We start from the raw sequence: 12,887 nt of genomic DNA, 5'->3' as shown, positions 1-12,887 counted from the left end.
AGACAGACACGACTGCTTTTTTCTTGCCTCTGATAAACCGTCCGGGATAGATGGACAAAGGCGCAGGCAACGACAGCCGACATAAGGAAGAGGATCATCATATGGACCTGGGACTGGCGGGCAGGAAAGCCATTCTGATCGGTGCGGCGCGCGGTATCGGCTATGCCGTGGCCGAGGTTCTGGCCCGCGAGGGATGCGACATCGCTCTCACTGCGCGCAGCGAGGACAGCGTGAAGGACGCCATCGCCAGCCTCTCGCGCTATGGAACGCGGATCATTGGCAAGCCGATCAACGCCAAGCAGGCCGAAGATTATAAGGCCTGGATCGACTGGGCTGTCGCTGAACTGGACGGTGTCGACATTCTCGTCCCCTTCACGTCCGCAGGCGGTGGCATGGGGAGCGAAAAATATTGGTATAACGCCTTTGAAACCGATGTGATGGGCCCGGTTCGCGCGGTCGAAGCCGTGATCGAAACGATGACGCAGCAGCAGCGCGGTTCGATCGTTTTGATCGGCACCACATCAGTCGCAGAGGCGATGGGCGGGCCACAGCCCTATAATGCGATGAAGGCCAGTCTTGTGACCTGGGGCAAGCAACTCGCGCTCTGGCATGGCAAGAACGGCATTCGCGTCAATGTCGTATCGCCCGGTCCGATCGAGTTCGAAGGCGGCAATTGGGACATGATAAAGGGGACGATGGAAAAATTCTATCAGTCCCAGCTACGCCAGCATCCGATGGGGCGGCTCGGTCGTCCCGACGAGGTTGCCAAGGCCATCGCCTTTCTTGCCAGCGACGCGGCGAGCTGGTGCAACGGGTCCCATCTGGTCGTCGATGGCGGCTTCACCAACAGGACCCAGTTCTGATGAAACCGCATGTCATGGGTTGGGACCGGGCGGCGATGGACGTAAAGCGCGTCGTCGATGTCTATCGGGTCGATCCGGACACGGTCGGCAATGGTACGCCGGTCGAAAAGGCGCCGGACCCGGAACTTGGCACCGACATCATCCCTGCGGCACGCTATTTCTCCCCCGAATTCATGAAGCTTGAATGGGACAGGATCTGGACCAAGGTCTGGCTTCTGGGCGGCCGCGCCGATGATATCCCCAATGCTGGCGATTATATCTGCACCGACATCGGCAAGGAATCCGTACTGATCGTGCGACAGGCGGACGGGTCGATCCGGGCCTTCCCCAATCTCTGCCTGCACCGCGGCAACCGGCTGCGTCCGGAAGGGCGCGGCAATGCCGAACAGTTTCGCTGCATGTATCATCATTGGTCCTATGGCCTGGATGGGCGGCTGGAGCATGTCCCGGACCTATGCACATTTCATCAGGGCGGCCCGACCGGCATGGCGCTGACGCCGCTGCCCTGCGTCGAATGGAACAGTTTCCTGTGGTTCTCGCTCAACCCCGCCGTCGAGCCGTTCGACGATTTCATCCATCCATTGCGCCAGCATCTCGAACCCTATCACCCCGAACGCATGGCCTGGACGCGGGACATCACGGTTGAATGGGACTGCAACTGGAAAACGTCGGTCGATGCTTTCAGCGAAACCTATCATGTGCAGGGCATTCACCCCCAGCTCAAATGGTATCTGGACGATGTCAATGTGCAGATCGACTGTTACGAACGGCATAATCGCTATCTGATCCCCTTTGCCGCGATCAGCCCGCGCGTCGCGCTGCCCAGCCAGATTCCGCCTGCCATTCATGAAATCATGGTCAATGCCGGCATGGACCCGGCCGACTATGATGGCCGGGTGTCCGACATCCGCCGCGATGTCCAGCTCTTCAAGCGCCAGCATGGCGCGGCCCAGGGCAAGGATTATTCGGAACTGAATGATGAGCAACTGACCGACGATTATCATTATACGATCTTTCCCAATGTGTCGGTGAATGTGCATGCCGACGACATCATGCTGTTTCGCCAGCGCCCCCACGCCACCGATCCCAACAAGATGTATTATGACATCTGGATGTTCGAACTGGTGCCGGACGGAGAGCCGTGGCCAGACCGCGTGCGTCACCAGCATTTTCGCCATGGCGACAAGACGATCGGGCAGGTGCTGGACCAGGACGCCTTCAACCTGCCGACGGTGCAGACGGGAATGCAGTCGGACTTTTATCCGGGCCTGTGGATCGGCGATCAGGAACTGCGCATCCGTCATTTCCACAAGGTATTGGACGATTACATCTACCCCCACGGCAAACAGCAGGGCGACCTGTGACACCGGCTTTACAGGGAAACCAGGCGATGCCGTTCACCAGCGATCAGTTGTTACGGGCCTACCGGACCATGAAGACCATCCGCGTCTTCGAGGAACGGCTGCATGATGAGATCAAGACTGGCGAGATTGGCGGTTTCACCCATCTCTATGCCGGGCAGGAAGCGGTAGCCGTCGGCATTTGCGAGCAATTGACCGTCGAGGACAAGATTGTCTCCACCCATCGCGGTCATGGCCATTGCATCGCCAAAGGGTGCGACGTGAAGGGCATGATGAAGGAAATTTACGGGCGCGTCGGCGGCCTTTGCAAGGGGCGGGCGGGGTCCATGCATATTGCCGATCTTGCGGTCGGCATGTTGGGTGCCAACGGCATAGTCGGGGGCGGCGCGCCGCAGGCGGTGGGCGCGGCGCTCGCTGCGAAGATTGATCGCAAGGGGCGGGTTGGCATTGCCTTTTCGGGTGATGGGGCCTGCAATCAGGGTACGACGTTCGAAGCGATGAATCTGGCCGTCGTCACCAAGGCGCCAGCCATCTTCGTGTTCGAAAACAACCATTATTCCGAACATACCGGCGACGCCTATGCGGTCGGCACGGCCAAGGATATCGCCAGCCGCGCCGAGGGATTTGGCATGCGCGCCTGGCGAGCCGATGGCTGCGACTTTTTCTCGACCTATGAAAACTTCGCCGACCTGCTGGACTATGTGCGCGCAGGTCATGGTCCGGCTGCCATCGAACTCGATACCGAACGCTATTTCGGTCATTTCGAAGGCGATCCTCAGCGCTATCGCGGTAAGGGCGAACTCGATCGTATCCGCGCTGAACGCGATTGCCTGACGGCTTTTCGCGATCGCGTGCGCGCCGAACAATGGCTGGGGGATGCGGAGATGGACGCGATCGACGCGGAAGTAATCGCTCTGATCGACGCGGCGGTGACCGAAGCACGGGCCGATGCGGAACCGGACCCGGCGCATGTCGCCGACGATGTTTACGCTGAATATTGCTGAGCGGAAGGGAAAGAGGCGCATGGCCATCATGAACATCCGCGAGGCGATCGTCGCAACGCTGCACGCGGAAATGGAGCGCGATTCCGATATCATCCTGTTGGGGGAAGATGTCGTAGGCGGCAACGGTACTGCTGGCGGTCCCGAAGCCATTGGCGGCATCTGGGGCACCAGCCCCGGCCTCTGGGCCAAATTCGGCCCGGATCGGGTGATCGACACGCCGATCAGCGAAAGCGCGATCATTGGCGCGGCGGCAGGAGCAGCACTATCGGGCAAGCGGCCCGTGGCGGAATTGATGTTCGCTGATTTCGTAGGCGTCAGCCTCGACCAGATATGGAATCAGATGGCTAAATTCCGCTATATGTTCGGTGGCAAGGCGCGCTGTCCAGCGGTGGTTCGCCTCGTTTACGGCGCCGGGATGCAGACGGCCGCGCAACATAGCCAGTCGGTCTATGCCATGCTGACCGCGATGCCGGGCCTCAAGGTCGTACTCCCGACCACGCCTGCCGATGCCAAGGGCCTGTTGACGGAGGCGTTGCGCGGCGATGATCCGGTCATGTTCTTCGAACATAAGACGCTCTACGGCGTGAAGGGAGAAGTGCCCGATGGCGAGCATCGCCAGCGCTTCGGTGAGGCGCGCATGGTGCGCGAAGGCGGCGATGTCACGGTTGTCGCCTGCGGGCGGATGGTGAGCTTCTCGGAAAAAGCGGCGGACAAGCTGGCCGCCGATGGCATCGGCATGGATTTGCTGGATCTGCGCACCACCAGCCCGCTCGATGAGGATGCGATCCTGGAATCGGTCGAACAGACGGGCCGCCTGGTGGTCGTGGATGAAAGTCCGCCGCGGTGCAGCCTCGCGGCTGACATCGCCGCCATGGTTACCGAACGTGCCTTCACCAGCCTCAAGGCCCCCCCGGCGATGGTGACTGGCCCGCACAGCCCTTTGCCCTTTGCCCGTTCGCTCGAACGCGCCTGGGTGCCTTCGCCGCAGAAGATCGAGGATGCGGTGCGCCGTACCCTCGCTTTTCGCTAGAGGGAGGCGCAGATGACGAAGCTCACCGCCTTCACGATGCCCAAATGGGGGATCGAAATGGCCGAAGGGACCATCGCCGAATGGATGGTCGCTGAAAACGCGCCTTTCGCCAAGGGCACGGTCCTTACGCTCATTGAAACCGACAAGATCACCAATGAGGTCGAGGCGGAAAAGGATGGCCGTTTCGTACGCATCATTGCGCAGGCGGGACAGACCTATCCCGTGGGTGCCCTGCTTGGCGTGCTGAGCGACGGCGGCGAAGCGAGCGTTGCGGAAGTTGATGCACTGATCGCAGCCTTTAGACCATCGGACAGCCGCTTCGAACCGGACACTTCGTCGCCATGCGCTGCACCCGATCCGCTCGTGGCCCAGGCCGCCACGCCGCCGATTCTCCCCGATGGTGTAGCGGCCAGCCAGGTCGCGATTGCCGAAGCGCAACGGCTTGGCGTCGATCTCGCCGGTGTCGAAGGATCGGGTCGGCATGGTCGTATTTTCGCGCAGGATGTGCATCAGTCCGCGCGTCCGGCGCCTTCGGTGACGCTCACTGGCGCTTTTCCGCCGACGCCGCCCAGCGCTATATTGTCCACGCCCGTAGCCCGGCGTCTTGCCAGCCTCAACGGGCTTGATCTTGCAGGCATACAGGGCACGGGCGCGCGCGGCAAAGTACGCCGCGACGATGTCCTAACGGTACTGGAACAGGCTCGTCCCGCGCGCTATCCCGATACCGTCGCGCAGCCGCCCCAGTATCAGGCGGCCGTGCCGCACAGTGCCGACGTGATCCCCATGTCCTCCATGCGTCGCACCATCGCCCGGCGGCTCACCGAAGCGAAACAGCAGATCCCGCATTTCTACGTTCGCCGCCGGGTGCGCGCCGACCGGCTGCTCGCCCTCCGCGCGGCAGCGGTGGGCGATCGCCCCAGCGTCAATGACTATATCGTGCGCGCTTGCGCCCTGGCGCTGATGGAAGTCCCGGCACTCAACATTCAAGTGCATGGCCATGATGTTCATCACTTCCCGGCGGCCGATATCGCCGTCGCTGTCGCGACCGACAGGGGATTGGTGACGCCCATTCTGTTCGGTGCAGATGGCCTGTCGCTGGCGGAGATCAACAGGGGCATGAAGGCGTTGGCCCAGCGCGCGCGCAGCGGCAAGCTGCGCCCGGAAGAATTTACCGGCGGCAGCTTCTCTATCTCGAACCTGGGTAGCTTTGGCGTCGAGCAGTTCGACGCGATCATCAACCCGCCGCAGGGTGCCATCCTGGCGGTCGGCGCGGCCCGGCCGGAGCCGGTCGACGATGACGGGGCGATCCGCATCGTGCCGGTCCTGCATCTTGCTCTCTCCTGCGACCATCGCGCCATCGACGGCGCGGATGGCGGCCGCTTCATGGCGGCGCTCGCGAACCTCCTCGAACAGCCCCATTTGCTCTGAAGGCGACCGACATGCATTTTCAACTGACCGAAGACCAGCGCCAGCTTCAGGAAGCCGCCCGCGCCTTTGCGCGCGCCGAACTGCCTGCGATCGCGGCGGAACTGGAGCGGGACAATAAGCCGCCGAGCCGGGCTTTGGTGAAGCGCTATGCCGAACTCGGCTTTCTGGGCATCAACATCGCCGGTGATCTGGGCGGCCTTGGCCTTGGCAATATCGAAGCGTTGATCGTGCTGGAAGAATTTGGCAAGATTTCCTCGGCGGTCGGCTTCCCCGTGTTCGAATCCTCGGTTGGCCCCGTTCGTGCGATCGAGCATTTCGCTTCGGAAAGCCTGCGCCGCCGCATTGTCCCGGCCGTCTGCGCGGGCGAAATGGTGGTCGCCGTATCCATGTCGGAACCCGATGCAGGCAGCGCGCTCACCGACCTCAAGACCACCGGCCTGATCCGGGGTGACCGGGTCGTGATTAACGGCACCAAACGCTGGTGTTCGGGCGGCGGCCATGCCGATGCCTATGTCGTCTATTGCCGCCTGTCCGATGCGCCGGGCGCAAAGGGCATTGGTGCCGTGCTGGTGGAGAAAGACGCGCCGGGCCTCAGTTTCGGTCCCAATGAACAATTGATGGGCTTTCGCGGCATACCCTCGTCCGACCTCCATTTTGACGAATGCGAAGTGCCGATCGACAATATCATCGTCCCGGCCGATGGCGGCTTCAAGAAATTGATGGAAGCCTTTGATCTGGAGCGGTGCGGCAATGCGACCATGTCGCTGGCGCAGGCTTCGGGCGCGCTGGAAGATGTCAGCGCCTATGTGCTGGAACGCAAGCAGTTCGGCAAGCCAATCGCTGAATTTCAGGCGGTGCAATTGAAGCTCGCAGAAATGCAGATGAAGGTGGAAGCAGCGCGACTGTTGATCTGGCGCGCTGCCTCACTGGCGGAAGACGGCCTGCCGTCCGTGCTCCATAGCTCCACGGGCAAATGTTTTGCCAACACAATTGCGCGCGAAGTGACGGGCGACGCCATGCAGTTGATGGGGGCTTATGGCTATTCCAAGGATTTTCCGATGGAACGCCGCCTGCGCGACAGTTGGGGGTGGGGCATTGCTGGCGGTGCCATCGACATCCAGAAGGTGAATATCGCAGGCGCGATGCTGGGACGGCGCTTCGATCAGCGGCGGTAAAGCAGGCGGATCAGTCGGTCATACGCGCGCGGCCTGCGCGCGTGTACACCAGGTTGATGCTGCTGAACGTCACCGCCTCTGTCCCATCCGCCAGCATGACGGCGTAGCGGGTGATGGCGGTGCCCCGGTCGTCTCGTGTCTTTGACGGTTCGAGACTGACGATTTCGCTCGTCACATGAATATGATCGCCGGCCCGCACCGCGCGGCGGAGGCGCAACTCGTCCCAGCCGATGCCGCACACCCAGTCAATGTCCCAATTAATCTCATGATCCATCTGCCGCCACAAGGCCAGAACGTGGATGCCGCTTGCCACCAACTCGCCGAACACTGATTGGGCGGCGGCCTCCGGGTCGCTATGGAACCATTGCGGATCATAGCGGCGGGCGAACGCCAATATCTCGTCCTGCGTCACCACCCGCTCGCTTGAGCGACGAAACTCGCCGACGGCCAGATCCTCGAACTGGCGATGGGGTTTTCGCGCGGAAAAATCTGCGGTCATAATTTCCCCTCCCGCCTTTCCGCCAGCAACCGCACCAGGCCCTGCTGGCTGACCGTGGCTATGATTTGTCCGTCGCTGCGAAAAATATGCCCTCGTCCCAGAGCAACGGCATTGGACGCGGCGGCACCTTCCAGCACATAGAGCAGCCAGTCATCGACGCGAAAATCGGCATGAAACCAGATCGCATGGTCCAGACTGCTGCTTTGCAGGAAATCATTGGCCCAACCAAGACCCAGCGGACTGAGCACGGTATGAAAGATATGCATGTCCGACGCATAGGTCAGCAGCCGCTGCTGCACGGCGGCAGGGCCATCTTCCGTGCCGTTCAGCCGAAACCACAGCGCTCTTGTCGCCGGGCCTATCACGCGCTCGTCGAAACGATATCCATCGACGGGCCGCCACTCGAACATTTGGCGGCGTTGCCAGAAAGGGCGATGGCGCAGCGGCAAGCGGTCACCATAAGCGGCGATCAGGTCATCCAGCTTCGGCAGCGTATCGGGCATCGGCACATCGGGCATCGGCAGGCTATACTGCGGTGCGTCTTCCGCCGTCTTGAACGAAGCCATCAGATTGACGATCGGGGTGCCGTCCTGCGTCATGCGTACCATGCGGTTGGCAAAGCTGCGGCCATCGCTTTCGCGCGTCACGCTGAACGCGACGGGCCGGTCGGTCAGTCCCGGCTTGAGGAAATAGGCGTGCAGACTGTGGCAGATTTTGTCCTCCGGCACGGTAAGCTGCGCCGCAGCAAGGCTTTGCGAGAGCACGGCTCCGCCAAACAGCCGCAACAAACCGCTGCGCCCCGGCTCGACCCGAAACTGGTCGGGGCCAATCCTGTCAAAGGCAAAGGCCTGTATCCGCTCAAGGTCGGGATCGTCGGGAAAGGCGGAGGATAAAGGCAAGGGCAAGGTCATCCGGTGCAGTTTACGCGCCCCGCCTAGCAGGATGCACGCAGATTTCCGAAACTAAAACTGCAGGCTGGATCGACGATTTGTAGCAATTCCACGACATTGCCGTCGCAATCATGGCCATAAGTGGCGCGGGTCGCCGCTGTGCCGCCCGGCGGGGCGTTGAACGTCATTCCCAATGCTTTCAATCTCTCATATTCTTCGAAAACATCGTCGCAATATAGGCAAAGATGCGTGATGCCGCGGTCGCACATGCGCGGCCGGACATCGACCGGATCGTTGGTCCGATATTCAAACACCTCGACATGCACATTGCCGAGCCGCAGGAAGGCATAGCGAGCGGCGCTGCCCGACAGGCCGACCATCTGATCGATCCGGTCGTTGCCAGGCTCCCAACCGCCATCGCCCACAGGCTCGAAGCCGAACCAGCGCTGATAATGATCGACGAAGCGGTCGATGTCGGGTGTGGATATGGCGAGGTGATGGACCCCGCGGATCATGACGGTGCCCGCGCCGCCTTCACGGCCTGGACGATTTCCGCATTGGTCGGATTGCGGCGCAACGTCAGACCGCCATTCACCTGCAAAGTCTGGCCGGTCATGAAGCAGGCGTCGCTCGCCAGCCAGGACACGGCCTCGGCAATATCCTCGCTGGTCCCGACCCGCCCCAATGGATATTCCTTGACGAATGTTTCGACGATCGCAGCGTTTTTGGCGGCCTGCGCGGTCATGGGCGTCGCGGTAAAGCCCGGTGCAACGGAATTGGCGCGAATGCCACGGCGGCCAAATTCATTGGCGATGCAGCGGATTACATGGTCCGCGCCCGCCTTCGTGCCCATATAGGCGGCATGATCCTCCAGCATGATGGTGGCTGTGGCCGAGGATATCTGGATCAAGGATCCGCCCGGCCGCATCACCCGCAGCATCGCCTGGTAAAAGAGGATCGCACCAGTAAACTGAAGCGCGGTAATCTTCTCTATTTCAGCCTTGGTGGTTTCCAGAAAGGGTTTCAGCAAGCCCCAGCCGGTCGCATTCACGGCAATGTCGACCCCGCCATAGCGGTCTACGGCGCATTGGGCGAGCCGGGCCAGATCCGCTTCATTGCTGAGGTCGCAGCCACTGACCGCAAGTCCGCCAAGCTCCGACGCCAGTTCCTCCAACGCCTCCGGCTTGCGACCCGCGACCACAATATGCGCGCCGTCCGCACGGAGACGGCGAGCGATGACCTGCGCCATATTGTCGCGGTTGGCGGCGCCCATCACGATGGCAACCTTGCCTGTCAACTCGGCCATGCCGCGCTCCTCTATCTGTCGTTGTTCAGTCTTTCTGGACCCAATCGCTCAACACCTGCTGCACACGGGCATGTTCGGGTACGATATTGAGGCCGATGCGCCGGTCCAGTTCCTCATGCCAATGATAGATGCGGCGTTCCTGATAGTTGAGCGGCATGCCCTTGAAGCCGGGGCTTTCCAGAGATTCCTGGATTTGCGGCGCATATTGCAAATCCTCATAGAGGATGCGCTCCCAGTTCGAGAGGCGGGTGGGCCAGAGCGGGTGCGGATTGGCCGGATCATGGTCGGGCGCGAGCCAGCTTGACACGACGCGCGACTTTTTCGGCCCTATTGGCCAGAATTGCAGGATCGGAATGCCCGTGGGTGCAGGCGGCATCACGAAATTGGGGAAAATCTGATAGCTTACATTATTCTTGGCCGGAAATTCCGTAATCGACGGAATGGCGGGCATGCCGACGGTGCCGGGATCGACCCAGTCGGGACGGCGGTTGGGCGTCGCCATACGGCTGTGCCCATTGGGCCAAAGCGTCACGATCATGGCGCGATGGTCGAGAAAGCGATCCACCGTATCGACGTGGATGGATTTTAGATGATAGACTTCGAGAAAGGCGTCGAGCAGCACCTTGACGTTGCAGTCCACCTCATAGCTGCGGCTGTCGACCAGACGCAGTTTCTCCAGTTCAAACTGTTCAAGTTGCTCGGCCATAGGCCCGATATGCGCAAGCAGGGGCTGCGCATCGGGATCACGATTGATGAAGATCAGCGATCCCAGCAATTCGCAACGCACCTGCATCAGCGAGCGACAGGAAAAATCCAGGTCCACGAAATCGCGCTTGTCGCGAACCGCTGTCAGCTTGCCATCGAGCGTGTAGCTCCAGCCATGATAGCCGCAGACAAAGCCGCGCCCTTCACCAGCCTCTTCGGTGACGAGCGGCGCACCGCGATGCTGGCAGGTATTGTAAAAAGCCTTGATTTCGCCGGTCAATGTTCGCGCGACAATGATCGGCGCACCGGAATTGCGCGTGAGGAACCAACTGCCGGGATTGGGCAACTGGTCGGTATGTCCGGCATAGAGCCAGGCGCGATCCCACATCATTTCGCGCTCAAGTTTCAGAAATTCAGCGTCGGTGTATCGCGATCCGGGGATATCCGGCAATTTGGGGAACCCGTCGGGCGGAGCCTTGCGATCACGCTCATAATCCATGCGCGCGAAGTCGTTTTCGGGCCTCTGATCCGTCACCAGATCCAGCATCGCTCTTCTCTCCCAAGGCTCAATGGCACCCGTCATGCGGGGCATGGGCTTATGTCTTGCGAAGTCTGGCGATCCGAATCCGGCTCCGCAAAGCTCTTACCGCATCCTAGGCGTCACAATAAAACAGTCAACCATGATTGTCTTTTTTATTGTTAAGGCCCGCTGTTTTCCGCCTGCCTTCCGCCACCATAGGCAGCGATCCCGGCGCGGCTGTCGGGGCTGTCCAGCGTCGCCATGCCCCATGCTTTTCCCATGGCGAGCGCCTGATTGAGCTCCATGTCTGCGGCCAGTTCATAAAGGCGGCGGCCATTGTTGATCGCGTCCCAGCTATTGCCCAACATGGCCGTCGTGACGGCCAGGGCTCGGTCCAGCAACTGCGCCGCAGGCAGCACCTCGGTTACGACGCCCAGTTCATAAAGCCGCCGCGCCGGTAGCAATTCGCCGGTCATGATCATCGCCAGCGCCGTGCCGCGCGGAATTTGCCGGGCAAGCCGCTGCACACCACCGGCAAAGGCGAACAGGCCACGCTTCACTTCGCTCAGCCCCATCAGCACATGGTCGGCGGCAAAGGCCAGATCGCACGCCAATATGATCTCGAACCCACCGGCGACCGCGGTGCCATTGACCGCGGCGATCAGCGGCTTGGTGCGCCGCCGCTCGGTCAGTCCGCCAAAGCCCCGGTCGGGGATAAGGCCATGGCCTGCGCCCATCACCGCTGCTTCCTTGAGGTCCATGCCGGAACAGAATGCGCGATGGCCCGCGCCCGTCAGCACGATCGCGCCGATATCGGGATCGCCCTCGGCCTGGGTGACTGCGGCGTCCAGCGCACGCGCGGTTGCCGCGTCCAGCGCATTGCGCACTGGCTCGCGGTCGATGGTGAGCAGGCAGATCGCACCCCGCCGCTCGATGATCAATCCGGCGTCGTTCATAAGGCGGCCATGCTCCCAACTATGACGGTAGCTTGCGAGGACAGCGTGCCGCCATTGCCATGCGCCAGGGCAACATCAATGCCTGGTTGCTGGTTTGCAGCCTCGCCCCGGATCTGCCGTGCCGCCTCGATAATGGCAAAGAGGCCGTACATGCCCGGATGGCAGCAGGACAGGCCTCCGCCATTGGTGTTGACCGCCAGCGATCCGCCCGGCGCGATGGTGCCGCTTTCCACGAACGGCCCGCCTTCGCCCTTCGCGCAAAAGCCCAAATCCTCCAGGAACAGGATCGTATTGATCGTGAAGGCATCATAAAGCTGCACCAGCTTGAGGTCTGACACGCCAATGCCCGCCATCGCCATCGCGCGCGCGCCCGATTCCTTCGCCGCGGTGACCGTCACATCCTGCGCTTGGGCAATCGCGTTCCACCATGTCGCTGCCGCCGCCCCCAGCAACGGCACCGGCGGCTTGGCCAGATCGCGGGCGCGATCGGTCCGGGTCATGACGATGGCGGCGGCCCCATCGGTGACGAGGCAGCAGTCGCGCGTCGAAAGCGGGGAACTCACGATGCGCGCCGACAGACAGTCATCGAGCGTCAGTGGCCCACGCGCAAACGCCTCTTCATTGGTCTGCGCCCAACCGCGCGCTGACAGGGCCACCGCCGCCAACTGCGCCCGCGTCGTGCCATAGTCATGCATGTGCCGGGCTGCGGCCAGCGCATAGGATGTGATCGGGAATAGCGGCGCATAGGGCGCATCCCATTGATTATGCGTTATCCGCGTCGCGAGCTTGCCGCCCGCGCTGCGCTGGTTCGAGCCATAGGCGATAAGCGCGCAATCAATATAGCCGGCGTCGAGCATCAGGGCAGCGACCGCCATATGGCTCATGAAGGCGGAACCGCCCGTGCGATTATTGTCGGTATAGCCGGGCCGCAGCCCCAGATGCTCGGCAAAGGAAAGGCCCGCGAAAAAATCGTCGGGCTGGCAAATGAACAACGCATCGACATCGGCCAGTGTCAGCCCGGCGTCGGCCACTGCGCGCGTTGCAGCAGCCGCCGTCAATTCCATCGCGCTATAGCCCGGCGTTTCGCCTACGCCAAAGGTCGCAAGCCCGGCGATGGCGGCGCGGCCGCGCGGAAAGCGATCTGCCATGG

General features: G+C 61.7%; 13 protein-coding genes. 6 read left to right on the top strand and 7 right to left on the bottom strand.

The genetic code is table 11. The features are described from left to right. Positions 1 to 50: 50 nt before the first annotated feature. Genes V2I08_RS10780 through V2I08_RS10755 form a run of 6 tightly spaced genes read left to right on the top strand, consistent with a single transcriptional unit; the run spans position 51 to position 6,861 of the window. Positions 51 to 863, top strand: coding sequence for an SDR family oxidoreductase (locus V2I08_RS10780; RefSeq protein WP_310222355.1), 813 nt, complete (start codon positions 51 to 53; stop codon positions 861 to 863). Then, a complete protein-coding gene (locus V2I08_RS10775; RefSeq protein WP_349635098.1) occupies positions 863 to 2,227 on the top strand; it encodes an aromatic ring-hydroxylating dioxygenase subunit alpha in 1,365 nt (454 codons plus the stop codon). Before V2I08_RS10780 ends, V2I08_RS10775 begins: the two co-directional genes overlap by 1 nt. Before the next feature lie 26 nt (positions 2,228 to 2,253). After that, a complete protein-coding gene (locus V2I08_RS10770; protein WP_349635097.1) occupies positions 2,254 to 3,228 on the top strand; it encodes a thiamine pyrophosphate-dependent dehydrogenase E1 component subunit alpha in 975 nt (324 codons plus the stop codon). A 19-nt stretch (positions 3,229 to 3,247) separates the two neighbouring features. Further along, positions 3,248 to 4,258, top strand: a complete 1,011-nt coding sequence (locus tag V2I08_RS10765) for an alpha-ketoacid dehydrogenase subunit beta (protein ID WP_349635096.1) — start codon at positions 3,248 to 3,250, stop codon at positions 4,256 to 4,258. Between the two features lie 12 nt (positions 4,259 to 4,270). After that, complete coding sequence (locus V2I08_RS10760) at positions 4,271 to 5,686, top strand: 2-oxo acid dehydrogenase subunit E2 (RefSeq protein ID WP_349635095.1); 1,416 nt, start codon at positions 4,271 to 4,273, stop codon at positions 5,684 to 5,686. A gap of 11 nt (positions 5,687 to 5,697) precedes the next feature. After that, positions 5,698 to 6,861: an acyl-CoA dehydrogenase family protein gene (locus V2I08_RS10755; RefSeq protein ID WP_310222345.1), complete on the top strand. Its 1,164-nt coding sequence runs from the start codon at positions 5,698 to 5,700 to the stop codon at positions 6,859 to 6,861. Positions 6,862 to 6,871: 10 nt separating this feature from the next. Here the strand turns inward: V2I08_RS10755 and V2I08_RS10750 are convergent, their stop codons facing one another. The 7 genes from V2I08_RS10750 to V2I08_RS10720 form a co-directional block, all read right to left on the bottom strand. Beyond that, positions 6,872 to 7,360, bottom strand: a complete 489-nt coding sequence (locus tag V2I08_RS10750) for a MaoC/PaaZ C-terminal domain-containing protein (protein ID WP_349635094.1) — start codon at positions 7,358 to 7,360, stop codon at positions 6,872 to 6,874. Then, positions 7,357 to 8,271, bottom strand: a complete 915-nt coding sequence (locus tag V2I08_RS10745) for an acyl-CoA thioesterase domain-containing protein (RefSeq protein ID WP_349635093.1) — start codon at positions 8,269 to 8,271, stop codon at positions 7,357 to 7,359. Before V2I08_RS10745 ends, V2I08_RS10750 begins: the two co-directional genes overlap by 4 nt. 23 nt (positions 8,272 to 8,294) lie before the next feature. Further along, positions 8,295 to 8,765 (bottom strand): VOC family protein, encoded by a 471-nt coding sequence (locus tag V2I08_RS10740; RefSeq protein WP_310222339.1) that lies wholly within the window; start codon positions 8,763 to 8,765, stop codon positions 8,295 to 8,297. Continuing rightward, on the bottom strand, positions 8,762 to 9,556 hold the full coding sequence (locus V2I08_RS10735) for an SDR family oxidoreductase (RefSeq protein ID WP_349635092.1): 795 nt from the start codon (positions 9,554 to 9,556) through the stop codon (positions 8,762 to 8,764). Before V2I08_RS10735 ends, V2I08_RS10740 begins: the two co-directional genes overlap by 4 nt. A 25-nt stretch (positions 9,557 to 9,581) precedes the next feature. Further along, positions 9,582 to 10,844, bottom strand: a complete 1,263-nt coding sequence (locus V2I08_RS10730) for an aromatic ring-hydroxylating dioxygenase subunit alpha (protein WP_349635091.1) — start codon at positions 10,842 to 10,844, stop codon at positions 9,582 to 9,584. Positions 10,845 to 10,960: 116 nt separating this feature from the next. Beyond that, positions 10,961 to 11,737: an enoyl-CoA hydratase-related protein gene (locus tag V2I08_RS10725; RefSeq protein WP_349635090.1), complete on the bottom strand. Its 777-nt coding sequence runs from the start codon at positions 11,735 to 11,737 to the stop codon at positions 10,961 to 10,963. Continuing rightward, entirely contained in the window at positions 11,734 to 12,885 is a 1,152-nt protein-coding gene (locus tag V2I08_RS10720; protein ID WP_349635089.1) for an acetyl-CoA acetyltransferase, read from the bottom strand. Before V2I08_RS10720 ends, V2I08_RS10725 begins: the two co-directional genes overlap by 4 nt. Positions 12,886 to 12,887: the final 2 nt, after the last annotated feature.

Source organism: Sphingobium sp. MK2 (assembly GCF_040170545.1).
In the GTDB taxonomy this organism is placed as follows: Bacteria; Pseudomonadota; Alphaproteobacteria; order Sphingomonadales; family Sphingomonadaceae; genus Sphingobium.
Note: the sequence above shows the minus strand (reverse complement) of the source record. Positions and strands in the feature narration are given on the sequence as shown.